15 protein-coding genes are annotated in these 17,207 nt (G+C 69.3%); 8 read left to right on the forward strand and 7 right to left on the reverse strand.

Features of this window, described 5'->3' with window-relative positions:
* Window positions 1–3 precede the first annotated feature (3 nt).
* Entirely contained in the window at window positions 4–774 is a 771-nt protein-coding gene (locus ACFW0G_RS39695; protein WP_378330684.1) for a CPBP family intramembrane glutamic endopeptidase, read from the reverse strand.
* Window positions 775–1,082: 308 nt separating this feature from the next.
* Here ACFW0G_RS39695 and ACFW0G_RS39700 point away from each other — a divergent pair, with 308 nt between their 5' ends.
* The gene (locus ACFW0G_RS39700) at window positions 1,083–1,655 is read left to right on the forward strand and encodes a hypothetical protein (protein ID WP_378330697.1); all 573 of its coding nucleotides are present in this window, start codon (window positions 1,083–1,085) and stop codon (window positions 1,653–1,655) included.
* Window positions 1,656–1,688: 33 nt separating this feature from the next.
* Here the strand turns inward: ACFW0G_RS39700 and ACFW0G_RS39705 are convergent, their stop codons facing one another.
* Together ACFW0G_RS39705 and ACFW0G_RS39710 are read right to left on the reverse strand one after the other, a co-directional pair.
* A complete protein-coding gene (locus ACFW0G_RS39705; protein ID WP_378330685.1) occupies window positions 1,689–2,627 on the reverse strand; it encodes an RluA family pseudouridine synthase in 939 nt (312 codons plus the stop codon).
* 28 nt (window positions 2,628–2,655) lie between these two features.
* The gene (locus ACFW0G_RS39710; RefSeq protein ID WP_378330686.1) at window positions 2,656–3,045 is read right to left on the reverse strand and encodes a DUF5313 domain-containing protein; all 390 of its coding nucleotides are present in this window, start codon (window positions 3,043–3,045) and stop codon (window positions 2,656–2,658) included.
* A 98-nt stretch (window positions 3,046–3,143) separates the two neighbouring features.
* Between ACFW0G_RS39710 and ACFW0G_RS39715 the strand changes: the two genes are divergently transcribed.
* A complete protein-coding gene (locus tag ACFW0G_RS39715; RefSeq protein WP_378330687.1) occupies window positions 3,144–3,611 on the forward strand; it encodes a MarR family winged helix-turn-helix transcriptional regulator in 468 nt (155 codons plus the stop codon).
* A 1-nt stretch (window position 3,612) separates the two neighbouring features.
* Here ACFW0G_RS39715 and ACFW0G_RS39720 read toward each other — a convergent pair whose 3' ends face one another.
* On the reverse strand, window positions 3,613–4,365 hold the full coding sequence (locus ACFW0G_RS39720; protein ID WP_378330688.1) for a thioesterase II family protein: 753 nt from the start codon (window positions 4,363–4,365) through the stop codon (window positions 3,613–3,615).
* A gap of 136 nt (window positions 4,366–4,501) precedes the next feature.
* Here ACFW0G_RS39720 and ACFW0G_RS39725 point away from each other — a divergent pair, with 136 nt between their 5' ends.
* Window positions 4,502–5,383, forward strand: a complete 882-nt coding sequence (locus ACFW0G_RS39725; protein ID WP_378330698.1) for a TIGR03854 family LLM class F420-dependent oxidoreductase — start codon at window positions 4,502–4,504, stop codon at window positions 5,381–5,383.
* Window positions 5,384–5,392: 9 nt separating this feature from the next.
* On the opposite strand, the gene ACFW0G_RS39730 is transcribed toward ACFW0G_RS39725, so the two are convergent.
* Complete coding sequence (locus ACFW0G_RS39730) at window positions 5,393–6,922, reverse strand: MDR family MFS transporter (RefSeq protein WP_378330689.1); 1,530 nt, start codon at window positions 6,920–6,922, stop codon at window positions 5,393–5,395.
* 126 nt (window positions 6,923–7,048) lie between these two features.
* Here ACFW0G_RS39730 and ACFW0G_RS39735 point away from each other — a divergent pair, with 126 nt between their 5' ends.
* Window positions 7,049–8,215: a DUF1015 family protein gene (locus tag ACFW0G_RS39735; RefSeq protein ID WP_378330690.1), complete on the forward strand. Its 1,167-nt coding sequence runs from the start codon at window positions 7,049–7,051 to the stop codon at window positions 8,213–8,215.
* Window positions 8,216–8,606: 391 nt separating this feature from the next.
* The gene (locus ACFW0G_RS39740) at window positions 8,607–8,915 is read left to right on the forward strand and encodes an NIPSNAP family protein (protein WP_378330691.1); all 309 of its coding nucleotides are present in this window, start codon (window positions 8,607–8,609) and stop codon (window positions 8,913–8,915) included.
* 9 nt (window positions 8,916–8,924) lie between these two features.
* On the opposite strand, the gene xylA is transcribed toward ACFW0G_RS39740, so the two are convergent.
* Window positions 8,925–10,073: a xylose isomerase gene (gene xylA / locus ACFW0G_RS39745; protein ID WP_378330692.1), complete on the reverse strand. Its 1,149-nt coding sequence runs from the start codon at window positions 10,071–10,073 to the stop codon at window positions 8,925–8,927.
* Window positions 10,074–10,172: 99 nt separating this feature from the next.
* On the opposite strand from xylA, the gene ACFW0G_RS39750 reads away from it, so the two are divergent.
* Both ACFW0G_RS39750 and ACFW0G_RS39755 read left to right on the forward strand, forming a co-directional pair.
* On the forward strand, window positions 10,173–11,333 hold the full coding sequence (locus ACFW0G_RS39750; RefSeq protein WP_378330693.1) for an ROK family protein: 1,161 nt from the start codon (window positions 10,173–10,175) through the stop codon (window positions 11,331–11,333).
* A gap of 365 nt (window positions 11,334–11,698) precedes the next feature.
* Window positions 11,699–13,156 (forward strand): amidohydrolase, encoded by a 1,458-nt coding sequence (locus tag ACFW0G_RS39755; protein WP_378330694.1) that lies wholly within the window; start codon window positions 11,699–11,701, stop codon window positions 13,154–13,156.
* Here ACFW0G_RS39755 and ACFW0G_RS39760 read toward each other — a convergent pair.
* A complete protein-coding gene (locus tag ACFW0G_RS39760) occupies window positions 13,146–14,663 on the reverse strand; it encodes a pentapeptide repeat-containing protein (RefSeq protein ID WP_378330695.1) in 1,518 nt (505 codons plus the stop codon). The genes ACFW0G_RS39755 and ACFW0G_RS39760 overlap by 11 nt on opposite strands.
* 114 nt (window positions 14,664–14,777) lie before the next feature.
* Between ACFW0G_RS39760 and ACFW0G_RS39765 the strand changes: the two genes are divergently transcribed.
* On the forward strand, window positions 14,778–17,141 hold the full coding sequence (locus tag ACFW0G_RS39765; protein ID WP_378330696.1) for a GH92 family glycosyl hydrolase: 2,364 nt from the start codon (window positions 14,778–14,780) through the stop codon (window positions 17,139–17,141).
* Window positions 17,142–17,207: the final 66 nt, after the last annotated feature.

The raw sequence follows: 17,207 nt of genomic DNA on the forward strand, positions 1-17,207 counted from the left end.
CCGTCAGCGGAGAACCAGAGTGAGGAACAGCGCGGCGATGACGACGCTGGACGCGGAGTGGACCGCGATGCCCAGCCAGGCACTGCGGAATCGCCGGGTGGGATAGGCGAACAGAAGCGTGTGCGCGAGGAGACTGCGCGGGATCGACCACGGCTGGTGCAGGTGGTAGAGGCCGGTGAGGATCCCGTTGACGATCCAGTCCGCCCGGCCGAACGCGCCGCGCATCCGGGGCAGCAGCAGACCGCGGAACAGCAGCTCCTCGCCGAGTACGGTGTTGAACAGCAGCATGACGACCACGAGGGCGAACAATCCCCAGTTCCCGCTCAGGACCTCCCGGCCGCTGGGAGAAGCGAGCAGGGCGTTCAGATCGTGCCCGGCCGGCGCGGGGAAACTGAGCGGAAGCAGTTGCAGCACCGCATATCCCGCCACGAACACCGGTATCCACCACCACATCCGGCCGCCGCGGCGCCCCGCGGTGTCCGTCGGCGCGTGCAGCCACAGTGCTTCCCGGACCACCCGCCAGCGCAGGCTGCGCTGCTCGACGGCGACCAGCACCACGACGAGGACGCACTGCCAGACCAGGCCCGCGGTCAGCGCGGCCACCAGTGCCGGGATCGAGCGCCGGTCCCCGGCCCCGGCTCCGGCCAGCGCGGGCGCGATCACCCAGGCGAGCAGACCCATCGGCACCGCCGCCGCGGCCCACACCGCCAGCACCGCTGCCCGGGAGTACTGGCGCGGCGCCACGCCGGCCCGTTCGGACACATCCACGCTCACGCCGGCTCCCCACGCCGCGGTGACCACGCTTCGGACTTCTCACGGTGGCCCCGTCGTCCGCCGGTGTCACTGCGGGACATCCCCGGCTTCGCCCTGAACTCTCCCCTTACGGGTCCGGGTGCCGGCGAAAGGCGCTGGGGTTAAGCGAAAGAAGCCGTCCGGCCCCTTGCCGGTGTGCCGTGCGTCTCGTACAGTCTGCTCCCGGGTCCCGTCCGTGAATGGTCTGGACCCTTGACCACAAACCCGCCGCCCTGAGTTGTCCAGGAGGTTGGCACGTGCGCAAAAGGCTTCGCGCAGGCGGGGTTCTCATGGCGGTGATCGGTGGTCTGGCGGTGGGCGCTCCCGTGGCGTCGGCCCAGGTCGGCGGGGGCGGCTGGATCGCCGATTCGCCGTCCTACAGCACCCAGCAACGGGGCTGCGGCAAGGCATCCGGGTCGACGTTCTCCCTGACCTGTTCGGACACCAGTGGCGATCAGCGCGCCGAACGCCGGTACGCGACCTACACCGGTGGCACGCATCAGTTCGAGGGCTACTTCAAGATCACCAGCATGGGCGGTTCGCGGATCAGTCTCAAACAGACCTTCCGCGACGCCCCCACCGCGGGCCCGTATTTCATGCTGGCCGTGGAAAAGGGCGGCAGGCTCTACGCCGTGCACGGCGGGGACACGATCGCCAGTGGCGCCACCGTCGGCACGTCCGTGCGGGTCAACACGATCAACCAGGTGGGCAAGAACCATCAGGTGTACATCAACGGCTCGCTGAAACAGACCGTGGACAGCCCGGACGGGAGCTACTACGACAAGTTCGGCACCTATCGCACGGCGAGCGGGGCGGGCCCGATCACCGCGGAATGGAGCAACATCAGGTTCTGGCACAAGTGAGCCGAGTGAGGGAAGCGCGGGCGGCGCCGCCGGTCACGACGGCGGTGCCGCCCATTCCGCCAGCGACGTCCACGCGCGCAGTTCCAGGCCGCTGGTGAAGCGGCGGGGTTTCCCGCTCACCGGGTCGTCGAATTCGAGCGTTTTCGCCAGCAGCTGCAACGGCCGCGTGAAATCGTCGAGCGGAGTTTCGGTGAGGTCCGGATAGAACGTGTCGCCGAGGATCGGGACGCCGAGACCGTTCATGTGCACCCGGAGCTGGTGGGTGCGGCCGGTCGCGGGGGCCAGCCGGTACCGGCCGAGCCCGTCGCGATGCTCCAGCAGCTCGATGTACGTCTCGGCGTTCGGCTCTCCCGGAATCTCTTGTGCGGCAAGGACTCCGCGCTCCTTGACGATCCGGCTGCGCACGGTCGCCGGCAGGCGCAGCGCGGGGTCGTACCGTGCGATCGCCTCGTATTCCTTGCGTACCTTGCGATCCCGGAACAGTGTCTGGTACGCGCCGCGGGTTTCCGGGGTGATCACGAACATCACCAGGCCCGCGGTGACCCGGTCCAGCCGGTGGGCGGGACTCAACTGGGGCAGGTCGAGTTCGCGGCGCAGCCGCACGAGCGCGGTCTCCAGGACGTGCCGTCCGCGCGGGATGGTCGCGAGGAAATGCGGTTTGTCGACCACCAGCAGATGTTCGTCGCGGTGCACGACGGTGACGTCGAAGGGGACCGGCACCTCGTCGGGCAGGTCGCGGTGGAACCAGATGAACGAGCCGGGGGCGAACGGCGTGTCGACACCGAGCGGCCCGTCCTGGCCGAAGATCCGTTCCTCGCGCAGCATCTGTTCGATGCGGTCCGGTTCGAGCCGGGGCAGCCGTTCGACGAGATGCTCCAGCAGCGTCCGCCACGGGCCCTCGTCGGGCAGTTTGAGCCGAGCCGGGTCCAGCCCGTGGCGGGGCGGCAGCGGCGGGCGGAGCTTACGTCTCATCGTGGGACGAGGATAACCGGGCGCGTGATCAGCCCTGCCGGTAGCGGGCGACGTAGCGGGCCTTCGCCTCGGCGTCGGCGGCCTCGGCGAGTTCCGCCCGCCGCCGTCGCCCCGTGCCGTGCGGGAAGCCGTGCTTGGTGAGCCGGTGCTCGGCGCTTTCCTCCATGTAGGCGCAGGAATAGAAGTACGCGACGAGCGCGGCCATCAGCACCAGCGAGAGCCGGAGGGTGAGCGAACCCGGCAGCAGGAGCCACACCAGGCACAACGGGGCGATCCCGACGGTGCTGCGGGCCACGTGGCGCGTCTTCCAGCGCGGGCCGGTGATGTCGTGCAGCACCCAGGGCGCGTACCGCTCGGGCAGGCGGCCGCCCACCGCGTACCAGAACCAGCGGAACACACCCGGTCGTGGCCGATCCATCGGGATCCTCCTCTCGCTACGGTTTGATAATACGCTAATAGTTAGCACACTAATCATTAGTGTCGCCAGAACCACGGTAGGGTGGGGCCGCAGCACTGATGACGAGGACCGAGAGGTACGTGGTGGCGGACATCGACCTGGGTGAGGACCCGCTGAAGCTGGACCGGCAGGTGTGTTTCGCGCTGTCGGTGGCGTCGCGCAGCGTCATCGCCGTCTACCGGCCGCTGCTGGAGCCCTACGGCCTGACCCACCCGCAGTACCTGGTGATGCTCGCGCTGTGGGAGCGCGAGCCGCGTTCGGTCAAGGAGCTGGGCACGACGTTGCGGGCCGAACCGGCGACGCTGTCGCCGCTGTTGAAGCGGCTGGAGGCGATCGGGTACGTCACACGGGGCCGGAGCCGTTCCGACGAGCGGCAGCTGACCGTCGAGCTCACCGCGAAGGGGCGCGAACTCCGCAAGGAGGCGGAGAAGATCCCTTACCGCGTGGTCGAAACGCTCGGTATGGAGGTCGGTGAGCTGGAGGCGCTGCACGCCGTGCTCACCCGCGTCATCGACGCGACCGCCTGAGCTACCGCGCGAGCGACCCGAGGGTCGAGGTGACCACGCCGCACACCGTGGCCTCGTGCGCGGTGAGGTAGAAGTGGTCGCCCGGGTAGACGTGCCGGGTGAACGGCCCGGTCGTGTGCTCGCCCCAGCGGTCGAGGAGACCGACGTCGACGTGCGGGTCGGCGTCGCCGGTCAGCGCGACGACCGGGCAGCTGAGGTCGGGCCCTTCCTGGTAGACGTACGTCATCGCGGCGTGCCAGTCGTTGCGCAACGCGGGCAGCACGAGTTGCAGGATCTCGGGATGGTCGAGTACCTCGGGGTCGGGGCCGCCGAGCGCCTTCGCCGCCGCGATGAGGTCCTCGTCGTTGTCGAACGACCGCCCGCTCAACGGAAGACGCGGCGCGCGCCTGCCGGACACGAACAGCGCCACCACCCCGAGCCCGCGCTTTTCGAGCAGCCGCGCCGTCTCGAACGCGACGCTCGCGCCCATGCTGTGGCCGAACAGCGCGGGTGGTTCGTCGAGTTCGGCGACGAGGACGTCGGCGATGCGCTCCGCCATGCCCCGCACGTCCGGGATCAGCGGTTCGGCGAACCGGTCCTGCCTGCCGGGATACTGCACCGCGAGGACCTCGGCCGCGGGCGCCAGCGCAGTCGCCATGCCCCGGTAGAACCGCGCCACCCCACCGGCGTGCGGGAAGCACACCAGGCGTGTCCCGGCCTCCGGTGCGGGCAGGTACCGGCGCAGCCACTTCGCGCTGTCGGCGACAGCCGTCATCTTCGTCCCCCTGTCCCGAGCCGTCTCGCCCATTGTGCCGAAGACGGGTGCGGAATTCCGTCCGGCGTGGCGCGTTGCACCGTGCGGGGGCCGCGAGGGGCGCGGCTCCGCGAGAGGAGCCTGCGACGTGGCGGAGCTGAAGATCAGGCTGGGGGTCGCGCCCGCGGCGGGGACCGGACCGGACGGGTTCGCCGGGCTGGCGGAAGTGCTGGAGGAGGCCGGGGTCGATTCGCTCTGGCTGTCCGAGCTGATCTATTCGCCCGAGGTCGATCCACTGATCGGGATGACCCACGCGCTGGCCCGCACCAGCAGGCTCAAGGTCGGCACCGGCGTCGCGATCCTGCCCGGCCGTCATCCCGTCCTGGTCGCGAAGCAGTTGCTCACGCTGGCCGGGCTGGCGCCGAAGCGGGTACTGCCGGTGTTCGGGCTGCGCCCGGCGCGACCGGCCGAGCACGACCTCTTCCCGGTGCCCGCCGGACGCCGCGCGGCGGTGTTCGACGAATCGCTGACGTTGCTCCGCGCGTTGCTGGAGCAGGACGAGGTGACGTTCTCGGGGGAGTTCTTCCAGGTCGACGGCGTCCGGCTGGGGCCGCGTCCCGTCAAACGGCTGGATGTGTGGCTCGGTGGCACCGCGCCCGCGGCGCTGCGGCGCGCGGGCAGGCTCGCCGACGGGTGGCTGGGCAGTTTCCACACCCCGGAGCAGGCACTCGCCGCGCGCCTGGCTATCCAGAAGGCCGCCGCGGAAGCGGGCCGGGAGATCGAGGAGGACCACTTCGGGCTCAGCATGGTCGTGGCGGCCAAGGGCAGGCCGGACGAGCTGACCGAGGTGGCCGCGCGCCGCCGTCCCGGCGTCGATCCGGCGGAGCTGGTGCCGGCGAGTTTCGCCGACGCGCGGCGGCTGATCGAGCGGCACATCGAAGCGGGGATCACGAAGTTCGTCATCCGGCCCGGGTACGGCGGCGACTACCGGTACTTCCTCGACGACTTCCTGACCGAGTTGGCGCCGTTGCAGAACTAGCGCGCCGGGTCAGTTCACGCCGTCGAATGTCAGTTGCCGGGTGCGCCGCGGCATCAGCAGCAGCGCGACCACGATCAGCGCGCCGACGGCGACGAGCGCGAGGAACACGTGGTGGGTCGCGTCGGCGAGCGCGCCGCGGACGTATCCGGCGGCGGGGGAGTTCCCGGCGTGGCCGCCCAGCACCAGGCTCGTGGCGTCCACACTGGACGGCAGGTGCCCGGCGACGTCGGCGGGCGGATGGGCGAAGCGGGCGGCGAGGGTGGCGTTGGCGATGGCGCCGAACACCGCCGCGCCGACCGCGCTGCCCAGCGAGCGGCTGAACATGTTCGTCGCGGTCACCACGCCGCGGCGGTCCCAGCCGACGGTGGACTGCACGGCGACGACGGTCGGGCTCGAGCAGAGGCCGAGCCCGATGCCGAGCACGAACGCGGCGGCCGCGGCCTGCCAGATCGACGAATTCGCGTCGAGGAACGTCGTCGAGACCACGCCGGCGATGACGAAGACGCTGCCGATCAGCGCGGTGTCGCGGAAGCCGATGCGCATGTAGATCCGGCCGGACAGCGACGCGGCGATCGGCCAGCCGATGGTGAGCGCGGCGAGCGCGAATCCGGCGACGAGCGCGCCCTTGCCGAGCACGCCCTCGGCGTAGGTCGGCAGGTACGAGCTGAGCCCCATCATGAGCGCGCCGACGACCACGGCGACGAGGTTGCCGCCGACGAGGGTGCGGCGGGTGAACACCCACAGCGGCAGCACGGGTTCGGCGGCGCGGCGTTCGACCAGGACGAACACGACGAGCAGGACGATCCCGGCGCCGAAGATCGCCAGGCTCGGGACCGAGGCCCAGCCCCACGCGACGCCGCCTTCGAGCAGGCCGAGGATGATCAGGGAGCAGGCGGCGGTCAGCAGCGCGGCCCCGGGGTAGTCGATGCGGCGCTCACGGCGTTCCACCTTTTCGGTGAAGTTCCGGTACAGCATCCACGCCGCGGCGGCGCCGAGCGGCAGGTTGATGAAGAAGATCCAGCGCCAGTCGAGGTACTCGGCGAACACCCCGCCCAGCGTCGGCCCGACCACGGAGGCGACCGCCCAGACGCCGGCCACGTAACCCTGAACCCTGGCGCGTTCCTCGACGGTGTAGAGGTCGCCGACGATGGTCATGCTCATCGGCTGGACCGCGCCGGCGCCGATGCCCTGCACCGCGCGGGCGGCGATGAGCACCGGCATGCTCCACGCGGCGCCGCACAGCACGGAGCCGAGCAGGAACGTCGCGATGCCGAAGAACATCACCGGGCGGCGGCCCAGCACATCGGCGAACTTGCCGTAGAGCGGGACGGTGACGGCCTGGGTGAGCAGGTAGATCGAGAACAGCCAGGGGAACTGGGAGAACCCGCCGAGGTCGCTGACCACGGACGGGACCGCGGTGGCGATGATGGTGCTGTCCAGCGCGACGAGGCCGGTGCTCAGCATGACGGAGGCGAGGACGGGGCCACGCTCCGAACGGAGACCGACCGCTTTCCGTGTGGCTGGTGCCTCGGTGGTCATCGGCGATGTGCTCCTCGGGGCCATGGCTGGACTAACTACTTTGGCTAAGCAAGCATTCCACGAGACACCCGGTTGGCGGCACTGATTTATCGGCTTCATCGGCGGCCTTCCGGTCAAGATGGAGGGATGCGTACTTGGGTGCGGGCGATCGGGCGGGGCTGGGTCGTGCGGGACGGGGTGCCCGGTCCGGACGTCGACGAGTTCGCCGAACCGGACCGGGTGGTCGCCGCGCTCGCCGGGCCGGACGCGGCGGGGGACACGCTGCTGGCGGTCCAGCACCCGGCGCGGACCCCGGCCGCGCTGGCGCACGGCCACACCGTGGCGGAGGCCCTTCCCGCGGCGCGGGCGGCGCTGAAACGGCTGATCGCCGAGCACTACGTGCCGATGTCCGATTTCGTGGCGCTGTACCGGATCGAGGGGCCGGACGGGGCCGCGGCGGGGGTGCTGTGCCTGGTGGATCCGGCGGAGGTGGGCGCGGACGGGCTGGCGAGGGTCCGGCACACCGAGGAGGTCTACCCCGAGGTCGTGGCGGAACGCGCCGCGATGCTTGCCGGGCTCGGCTGCGCGACCAGCGCGGCGATGCTGGTCCCGGCGTCGGACGGTGCCGAGCTGACGGCGCGGGTGGAGTGGGCGTGCGAGTCGCTCGGCTCGCCTCGTCTGTCCACTTCGGACCAGGCGGGTCGGCGGCACGAGCTGTGGGTGGTGCCCGGCGGCGCGGTGCAGGAGTACCTGCTGGCCTCGATCGCGGCCGGGGAACTGCTGGTGGCGGACGGTAACCACCGCGTCGCCGCGGCCAGGGACGCCGGCCGGGGCGCGTTGCTCGCGCTGGTGACCGCCGGGCCGCGGCTGGAGATCGGCGCGATCCACCGGGTGCTCGCCGGCACCGGTCTCGACGTGGCGGCGCTGTCCGCGCGGTGGCGTGCGGCCGGTCTCGACGTCCGCCCGTCGGACGGGGCCGCGCCTTCGTGCCCCGGCGCGGTGGTGGCGGTCGCGGGGGAGACGGCGGTGCGGGTGACGCTGCCGGTGCCGGACGGGCCGGGGCCGGTGATCGACCACGACGTCGTCGAGCGGGTGCTGCTCCGCGAGGCACTGGGTGTGGACCCGGACGGCCCGTCGGTCCGGCCGCTGCCCGCGGGACGTCCGGTCCCGCCGGACGCCGACGTCGTGCTGTTGCTGGCCCCCGTGCCCTTCGCCGACGTCCTCGCCGTGCACGCCGCCAACCGCCGGATGCCCCGCAAGGCCACCTACTTCACCCCGAAACCCCGTAGCGGCCTAGTCCTCGCCGACCTCTGAGCCCTCCCCGCCCCGGATGCCGTCAAGGCCACCTTACGGGCGTCAGACGCCCGTAAGGTGGCCTTGACGGCATCGCTTTCCCTTGCCTGCGAACGGTTTCCCGGTGTGTGTTGGCGGTTGTCCACAGGGGAGTCGTGCTGGGGCGCCATTGTGGACAACTCGCCCCGCGTCCCACCCGAGCCCCGCTTTTTGTCGTACCCGGGCGATAGACTGGCCCAGGGCCGTCCCCCGGAGAGGGTGGGGGAAGCCCTATACGATGGCAGGGCGCCGAGCCGGTGCGATGCGCCGTGGGGTCTTGCTCCACGTAAGTCCACAATGGACGCGTAAACGGGAACCTCCCGCCGTACTCCAAGGGCTACCCGGGCTCCCTCTCGCCGCCTACGCTTCCGGCATGATCACTTGTGTCGTCGAGTACGTCATCGATCCGCGCAGGATCGACGCGTTCGAGCGCTTCGGCCGTCGCTGGATGGAGCTGGTGAACGCGCACGGCGGAACCCATCACGGATACTTCCTCCCCGCCGAAGGCGCGAGCGACAAGGCATTGGCGTTGTTCACCTTCCCCAGTCTCGCCGCCTACGAGCAGTACCGGACCCTGTTCGGCAAGGATCCCGACTTCGTCGAGGCCGACAGGATCCGGGACGAGAGCGGCTGCGTCCTGCGCTACGAACGCAGCTTCATGCGACCGCTCCTGCCGGACTGACCTCCGAACTCACCGGACACCGAGAAGATGTTCCAGCGCCAGCTGGTTCAACCGCGTGAAGTGGTACCCGCGCCGCCCGGCGGCCTCGACGTCGAACGAATCCGCTTCGAGATCGTCCAGGTTCTCGCCGGGCGCCAAGGTCGGCACGCCGAGCGACGGAACACGCGCGGCGTCCAGTAGTTCGGCGACTTCGCGGTCTTCCCGGAACGCCTGGGATTTCGCCTTCAAGATCAGGTACATCCGCATGTTGGCCGCCGCCGTGGTCCAGACGTCGTCCGGGTCCTCGGTCCGCGCGGGTTTGTAGTCGAAATGGCGCGGGCCGTGATAGCCGCCGTGCTCCAGCAGGTCCACAAGGAAGAACGCGCTCGCCAGATCGCCGTGGCCGAAGATCAGGTCCTGATCGAACTTCGGGCCCCGCTGGCCGTTGAGGTCGATGTGGAACAGCTTCCCGTGCCACAGCGCCTGCGCGACCCCGTGCACGAAGTTCAGCCCGGCCATCTGCTCGTGCCCGACCTCCGGGTTCACCCCGAACAGTTCCGGCCGCGCCAGCCGCGAAATGAAAGCCAGCGCGTGCCCGATCGTCGGCAGCAGGATGTCCCCGCGCGGCTCGTTCGGCTTGGGCTCCAACGCGAACCGGACGTCGTAGCCCTGCGAGACGACGTACTCCGCCAGCACGTCCAACGCCTCTTGGTAGCGCGACAACGCCGCGCGGACGTCCTTGGCGGCATCGGATTCCGAACCCTCCCGGCCGCCCCACAGGACATACACCCGCGCGCCGAGTTCGGCCGCGAGGTCGAGGTTGCGCCGCACCTTCCGTAGCGCGAACCGGCGCACGTCGCGGTCGTTGCTGGTGAACCCGCCGTCCTTGAACACCGGATGCGTGAACAGGTTCGTCGTCGCCATCGGGACTTCCAGCCCGGTCTCGGCCAGCGCCTTCCTGAAGCGCACCACCGCCTTGTCCCGGTCCGGCTCGGTCGCCAGCAGGTCGTCGTCGTGGAAGGTCACACCGTAGGCGCCCAGCTCGGCCAGCCGGTGCACGCTTTCCACGGGATCGACGGGTGCCCGCGTGGCGGCCCCGAAGGGGTCGTTCGCCTGCCACCCGACGGTCCAGAGTCCGAAGGAGAACTTGTCGCCCGGCACCGGGACGAACGCGCTCATGACGGCTCCTCCATTTAGTTCGCGTTGTAGACTAAATATGCTGGCATGGGCCACCGCTCGTCAAGGGCGGCTAGAGTGCGGGACGGGAGGAACTCCGTCATGACGCAGCCGGTCCGTCACGATTCGATGCGTGCCCGCAACCTGGGCGTGGTGCTCGACGCCGTCCAGCGAGGCGGGCCGCAGACGCGCGCCGCGCTCGCCGAACGCACCGGGCTGACCAAGTCCACAGTGTCCAAAATGGTCGGTGATCTGATCGAGGCGGGAATCCTCGCCGAGTCCGGCCCCGCCCGCGCCGGGGAACGCGGGCGCCCCGGCGTCGAGGTCGTGCTGAGCGGTGACAGGGTCGCGGCGCTCGGGTGCGAGATCAACGTCGACTACATCGCCGTGTGCCTGCTCGACCTCGCGCAGCGTGTCCGGTTCACCAGACGACGTGGGCAGGACAACCGGGGCAAGCCCGCGATGCGCGTCATCGCCCAGTTGCGGACGCTGGCGATCGAGGCGATGGCGGAGGCCCGTCGCCTCGGCCTCGACGTCGCCGGAGCGGGCCTGGCGATGTCCGGGCCGGTCGCCGGCGGAGTGCTGCTCAACGCGCCGAACCTCGGCTGGCACGACGTCCACGCCGTCGAGATGCTACGGCTCCCGGTGGAGACGGTACTCGGCAACGAAGCGAACCTCGCCGCGCTCGGTGAGCTGTGGTTCGGCGCCGGTGAACGGGATTTCCTTTATGTATCAGGGGAAATCGGCATCGGCGCCGGACTGGTCGTCGGCGGCGAGCTGTTCCACGGGGCACGCGGGCTGGCCGGCGAACTCGGTCACGTCGTCGTCTCGCCCGGCGGGCCGAGGTGCCGGTGCGGGGGAGCGGGGTGCCTGGAAACCGCCGCCGGTCAAGAGGCGATCCTCACCGCGGCGGGCGACGTCGAGACGGTCGCGGAGCTGCTGACCCGGTTGGAGCGCGGGGAAGACCTGGCCGTGAAGGCGTGCGGGGAGGCGGCGCGGGCGCTCGGCATCGCCCTGACCTCGACGGTCAACCTGCTGGATTTCGACCGTGTCGTGCTCGGCGGGATCTACGCGCCGTTGTTCGACTGGCTGGCTCCGCCGATCGAACGCATTCTCGCCGACCGCCTGGTCAAGCTGCGCACCACGCCGCCCACTCTGATCCCTTCCCAGCTCGGCGGCCAGGCCGCGACCCTGGGCGCCGCAGGCCTCATCGTGCACCAAGTCCTCGCCACTCCCACCAGGTTTCTGTCCCGCACACGCTGACGCACCCGAAGTGGCGCACCGGGAACCAAGAAACGCCCCCCGGATCGTCGAGCACCGGGAACCAGGAAACGTCCCCACGCTGGTTCCGCCACCAACCGCACCGTGGGGGTGTGGGGGCTCGGCCCCCACAAGGAAACAGAGCACTGGGAGGAGGCCGCCAGGCCTCCGAACAAAACTCGAGCGGCAACCGAGGGAGTCGAACCCTGCGCGGCTTGTGAAGGCGGCGCTCCTAACCGGCCCTGACCCTTCGGCGGGCGACGGCTGCCATGTTCTTCATGTACTTCAATGCATGGGATACCCGGAAAATTCCGGAATCCCACGGATTGCCGCTCGTGTTCACCCGATCGGACTGGCAGGCTGTGGCCATGGACGATCTTCTGCTGCGCCGGGTGCGGCCGGGACTCGGCGGTGAGCCGGCGGACGTGCTGATTTCGGACGGCCGGATCGCCGCGATCACCGGCCCCGGCGAGGGTTCGGCGACGCGGGTGATCGACGGGCACGGCGGAACGCTGCTGCCCGGCCTGGTGGATGCCCATGTACACGTCGTGCAGTGGTCGACGTTCCGCCGCCGGATTTCCCTCGACGCCGCGAAATCCGCGGCGGAGGCGGTCGAGCTGCTGCTCGCGCATCTGCTCGCGACGCCGGGGCGTCCCGAGGAACTCGTGGTGGGCGCCGGATTCCGGGACGGCCTGTGGCCGGACAAACCACACAAGGATCTGCTGCAGCACGCGCTGCCGGGGCGCCCGGTCGCGTTGTTCAGCGCGGATCTGCACACGCTGTGGCTCAGCCCGGCGGCGTTGCGCCTGATCGGGCGGGATCATCCGACCGGGGTCCTGCTGGAGAACGACTGCATGAGCGCGACGGCCGAACTGCCGTCGGCTCCGGTGGACGTCCAGGACGCTTGGGTCGCCGAGGCCGTCGCCGCGGCCAACGCGCGCGGTGTGACCGGGATCGTCGACTACGAATACGCCGACACGGTCACGGACTGGACCAGACGACTCGGGGACGGCCCGCTGAACGCGCGCATCGGCTGCGTGATCGCACGGCATCTGCTCGACACCGCCATCGAACGCGGGCACCGGACCGGCGACGTCCTCCCGGGTTCGGACGGCCTGCTCAGGGTGGGCCCGTTCAAGTTGTTCGTCGACGGCTCCCTCAACACCCGAACGGCCTACTGCCACGATCCCTATCCGGAAGGGGATACGGTGGGGTTACTGGAGCTTCCGCCGGAGGAACTCGTGCCGCTCATGCGCAAGGCCGCGGAGAACGGCCTCGCGCCCGCGGTGCACGCGATCGGGGACCAGGCCAACACGATCGCGCTCGACGCGTTCGCCGAACTCGGCTGCACGGGACGTATCGAGCACGCGCAGCTGCTCAGCCCCCGCGATGTGCCGCGGTTCGCGCGACTCGGCGTCGTGGCGAGCGTGCAGCCCGCTCACCAGCCCGACGACCGCGACGTCGCCGACCGCCACTGGCACGGCCGCACCGACCGCGCCTTTCCGTACCGCGCGCTGCTGGAATCGGGCGCACGCCTGGAAATCGGCTCGGACGCGCCGGTCTCCCCGCTCGACCCGTGGGACGGCATCGCCTCCGCCGTCGGCCGCACCGACGACGACCGCCCCGCCTGGCACCCCGAACAAGCCATCCCCTTGGCCGACGCGCTCGCCGCCGCGTCCGGCGGGCGCCGGGGGATCGCGGTCGGCGACGTCGCCGACCTCATGATCACCGCGGCCGACCCGTCGCACCTGTCCCCGGCCGACCTGCGCGCGATGCCGATCACGGCGACCCTGCTCGCGGGGCGCCCCACCCACGTCAGCGCTTGACGCGGTTGCGCACGGCCAGCAACGCGAGCCCGAGGAAGAGCGGAGACCCGATCCGTACGAGCATCCGCAGGATGTGGCCCGGCCGGCTGAGCGTCTCGGGCTTGACGACGTCCAGCCCCATCGCGGAGCCGATGACGTCGAGCAAACCGTCCCCATAGGACAGTGACACGCCGATGATCCCGAAGTGCTGGAAGAAGAACCCGGACAGCAGAAGGAGAACGACGAGAAAGACGAACGCCCTGCTCGCGCGAAGCCCGTAACCGGACGTGGCCCAGTAGAGGGTAAGGATGGCACGTTCGGCCAGTGACGCGAGGCGGTCGTTGCGCCGCATTTCCATTTCGCCGTAGTAGAAGTCGGCCGCTCCGGGCTCGTCCTTGCTGTCCTCCCGCGCTTTGCGGAGCTGCCGGTACAGATTCGCGATCCGCTTGGCGTTCAATGCGGGCCCGTAGTCGGCCCATCCGATTCCTTTGGCTGTCGTGGCACGCCAGACGGCCTCCTCGGCGATGACCGCTCGCCATGTCCAGCGCCAGACCGGAAACCACGCCCGTCCGACGTGGATACCCGGGGGCGGTTCGCCGAATCGGCAGTCGCCTTCCAAACGGAGTTTGTCGAGATGAAGGGCGCCGCCGAATGCGCAGACCCGCAGATCGACATCGATGATCGTCAGATTGCTCACATCTACGTCACGCAACGAAAACAATCCCGGCTCGTACCTGTCGACCGCCGGCGTGGCGGGTGCCGCGGTGATCGATGACGGGGCAGTGAACACCGCGCGATCCATGGTCGCGGCCGTATTCCGCAATTGCACGGTGGTCGAGCCCTCGAATCGGGTGGCTACGCACGACACCGTACCGGCCTTGATCTCGAGCACGACAGGGTTCTTGAAGGTCGCCAGATCAAAGCTCAGATCTGCCGCGTCGAGCAGTAGTCTTTGCCGTTCGCCGAGGTCGAATGTCGCCTTGTCGAACACCAAAGAATTGAATGCCCGCGCTTGATCGAAGATGACCTCTCCGTCGAAGCTTGCCTCGGTGAACACGCCGTGGCCACCGAAGCTGCCTGCCTGGAATTCGGCTTTCTCGTTGAATTTGGCCTTCGCGAACGACGCTCCTACGCGAAAATCCACACCGTCGAATCTGGCTTCCCGGGAGAATTCGGCGCGGTCGAATGACGGGCTCTGTTCGAACGTCGCGTGAGAGAATTTCGCCTCTCCCGTGAACTTCGCATCGACGAACGACACCCAGCCCGGGAACCTGGCCCACCGCACGTCGACATCGCCGAGCGAAAACTGTGTGACGGCGAGGATTCGGTCCCACCACTCGGGGAGCAGGCGGGTACCTGGTGCCGCGAGGGGTGCGCCCGGAGACAGCCGAGAGAGGAATCGGTCGAGTTGCTCCGGCGTCAGGTGGTTCAGGCATCGGCCGATGTCTTCGGTGCGGAAGCCGACGCAGGGCTCGCCCTGCTCGTCCACCTGATCGCAGGTCGGCCAGTCCGGCTCCGGTCGCTCCATGGACTCTTTGTAGTGCATCCGTCACGACCAACGTCGGGATTGACGGAATCGTATCCATCGGTGAGGATCGATGGATACGCGTCATGACAACGTTGTCAGAGAGGAACCATCGCGATGAGAGCGCGAAACCGGGTCTTCGCCGCCGTGCTCGCCTGCACGCTCGGGGCCGCCACGGTGGCGGCGCCCGCGGCGTCGGCCGAGAGTGGCCCGAAGTTCGCGGACGATCCGACGAAGCTGGTGGACACGTCGATCGGCAACAACGGCGACGGGACGACGTTCCCGGGCGCCTCCTCGCCGTTCGGGATGGTGCAGCTGTCCCCGGACACCCAGCTCAAGAAGTACGCCTCCTACGACTACGCGCAGGACAAGATCCTCGGCTTCAGCCACACCCACCTCTCCGGCGTCGGCTGCCAGACCATGGGCAACTTCCGCTTCATGCCGACGACCGGCGCGGTCACCTCGTCCGACCCCGCGCAGTACGGCGCGAAGTTCAACCATGCTAACGAATCACGTGAACCGGGCTATTACGGTGTGAAACTGGACAACGGCATCAACGCCGAGCTGACCACCACCGAACGCACCGGCCAGCACCGGTACACCTTCCCGGCCGGCGCCACCGCTGACAACGTTCTCATCGAGGCCACCGAGAGCAACGGCTACAGCTACGCGGGCGAGGTGCACGTCGTCGGCGACGACACCGTCGAAGGCTGGCTCCAGGGCGGCAACTTCTGCTGGGAAACCCAGAAGGAACGCTACAAGATCTTCTTCAGCGCCAAGTTCGACCGCAAGTTCGCCTCGTTCGGCACCTGGGCCGACGGGAAGCTGACGCCGAACCAGCGCGACGCCCAGTTCGGCGCGGGACGTACGGGTGCGTGGCTGAGCTTTGACCCGAAGGCGGGTAAGCAGGTCGGCGCCTCGGTCGGGATTTCGTACACCTCGATCGACGGTGCGCGCGGCAACCGCGTCGCCGAGCAGCCGAGGTCGTTCGACAAGGCCCACAAGGCCGCGAACAAGACCTGGCGCGAGGAACTGGACCGTATGCGCGTCGCGGGCGGCACCACCGCCGACCAGCGGACGTACTACAGCGCGCTCTACCGCTCGTTGCTCCATCCGTCGCTCGGGTCCGATGTGGACAACAAGTACCGCGGTTTCGACGACAAGATCCACAAGAGCGATTCGCCTTACTACCAGATGTTCTCGCTGTGGGACACCTACCGCTCACAGAACCAGCTCGTCGCGCTGCTGCATCCGGACAGGGCCGCGGACATGACGAAGTCCGTGCTCAAGATCTACCAAGACGGTGGCTGGGTGCCGCGCTGGGCGCTCGGTCAGGGCGAGACGAACGTGATGAGCGGCGATCCGGTGACGCCGTGGGTGGTCGACAACTACCGCCGGGGACTGCTCGACGACAAGACCGCGCGTCAGCTGTTCGACGCGCTGTGGAAGAACGTCAACGAGGTCCCGAAGGACCAGTCGATTTTCCGCGGCCGTGACGGTAACCCGACGTACGTCAAGAACGGCTGGATCGGCTACCAGGACGTCCCCGGCTACCAGTTCGGCGACACGCGGCAGGCGGGATCGGCCACTTTGGAGTACGCGCTGGCCGACTGCGCACTGTCCACAATGGCCGCTGGCCTTGGTGAGAAGGACAAGGCGAAGACGCTCGCCGCGCGCTGTGACAACTTCACGAAACTGTGGGACACCGGCGTGCAGTCCAAGGGCTACACCGGATTTCCGCGGACCAAGGCGGCGGACGGCACCGGCGTCGGCGACCCCGATCCGGCCAAGTCGACCGGCTTCCACGAGGGCACGCCGTGGCAGTACCAGTGGCTGGCGCAGCAGGACACCACGAAGCTGTTCGGCCTGATGGGTGGCGCGGCGCAGGCGGAGAAGCGGCTCGACACGTTCTTCGACATGCCGCTGCTCCTGCAGAACCCGGCGAAGGCCGCCAAGGACTCGTGGGTCCACGGCGCGTACGACTATCACAACAACTTCGCGTTCAACCCCAACAACGAGCCGGACCTGCACGCGCCGTGGATGTACGCGTGGACGGGCGCGCCGTGGAAGACGTCGGCCGTGATGCGCGCGGCGCGGACGTTGTTCACCGACACGCCGTACGGCATGCCCGGCAACGACGACCTCGGCACGATCTCGTCGTGGCTCGTGTTCGCGATGGCGGGCGTGTTCGAGGCACAGCCCGGCTCGGGGACGTACCTGCTGAGCGCGCCGATGTTCGAGAAGGTCGAGATCCGGCCGGACGGCGGCAAGAAGCTGAAGATCGACGCGCCGGGCGCGAGTGCGTCGAAGCTGCAGTATGTGTCCTCTGTGGACGTTCACAATCGCTCGCTCGCGAAGAGCTGGCTGAGCCACGAGGATCTGCTCGGCGCCGGGAAGATCCGCTTCACCCTGAGTGGCAAGCCCACCTCGTGGGGCACGTCCGCCCAGGCCGCGCCCCCGGCCCTGCTGGGCGCGCGCTGAAGTTCCGTTAAGGCCACCTTACGGGCGTCAGACGCCCGTAAGGTGGCCTTAACGGCATTGCTACTC

The organism is Amycolatopsis sp. NPDC058986 (assembly GCF_042741125.1).
Classification (GTDB): Bacteria; Actinomycetota; Actinomycetes; order Mycobacteriales; family Pseudonocardiaceae; genus Amycolatopsis.

Coding starts and splice junctions, on each gene's coding strand:
- ACFW0G_RS39740 (WP_378330691.1), top strand. CDS start 8,607: ATGATCACTTGTGTCGTCGAGTACGTCATCGATCCGCGCAGGATCGAC.
- ACFW0G_RS39730 (WP_378330689.1), bottom strand. CDS start 6,922: ATGACCACCGAGGCACCAGCCACACGGAAAGCGGTCGGTCTCCGTTCG.
- ACFW0G_RS39705 (WP_378330685.1), bottom strand. CDS start 2,627: ATGAGACGTAAGCTCCGCCCGCCGCTGCCGCCCCGCCACGGGCTGGAC.
- ACFW0G_RS39755 (WP_378330694.1), top strand. CDS start 11,699: ATGGACGATCTTCTGCTGCGCCGGGTGCGGCCGGGACTCGGCGGTGAG.
- ACFW0G_RS39760 (WP_378330695.1), bottom strand. CDS start 14,663: ATGGAGCGACCGGAGCCGGACTGGCCGACCTGCGATCAGGTGGACGAG.
- ACFW0G_RS39765 (WP_378330696.1), top strand. CDS start 14,778: ATGAGAGCGCGAAACCGGGTCTTCGCCGCCGTGCTCGCCTGCACGCTC.
- ACFW0G_RS39710 (WP_378330686.1), bottom strand. CDS start 3,045: ATGGATCGGCCACGACCGGGTGTGTTCCGCTGGTTCTGGTACGCGGTG.
- ACFW0G_RS39735 (WP_378330690.1), top strand. CDS start 7,049: ATGCGTACTTGGGTGCGGGCGATCGGGCGGGGCTGGGTCGTGCGGGAC.
- ACFW0G_RS39700 (WP_378330697.1), top strand. CDS start 1,083: ATGGCGGTGATCGGTGGTCTGGCGGTGGGCGCTCCCGTGGCGTCGGCC.
- ACFW0G_RS39715 (WP_378330687.1), top strand. CDS start 3,144: ATGACGAGGACCGAGAGGTACGTGGTGGCGGACATCGACCTGGGTGAG.
- xylA (WP_378330692.1), bottom strand. CDS start 10,073: ATGAGCGCGTTCGTCCCGGTGCCGGGCGACAAGTTCTCCTTCGGACTC.
- ACFW0G_RS39720 (WP_378330688.1), bottom strand. CDS start 4,365: ATGACGGCTGTCGCCGACAGCGCGAAGTGGCTGCGCCGGTACCTGCCC.
- ACFW0G_RS39750 (WP_378330693.1), top strand. CDS start 10,173: ATGACGCAGCCGGTCCGTCACGATTCGATGCGTGCCCGCAACCTGGGC.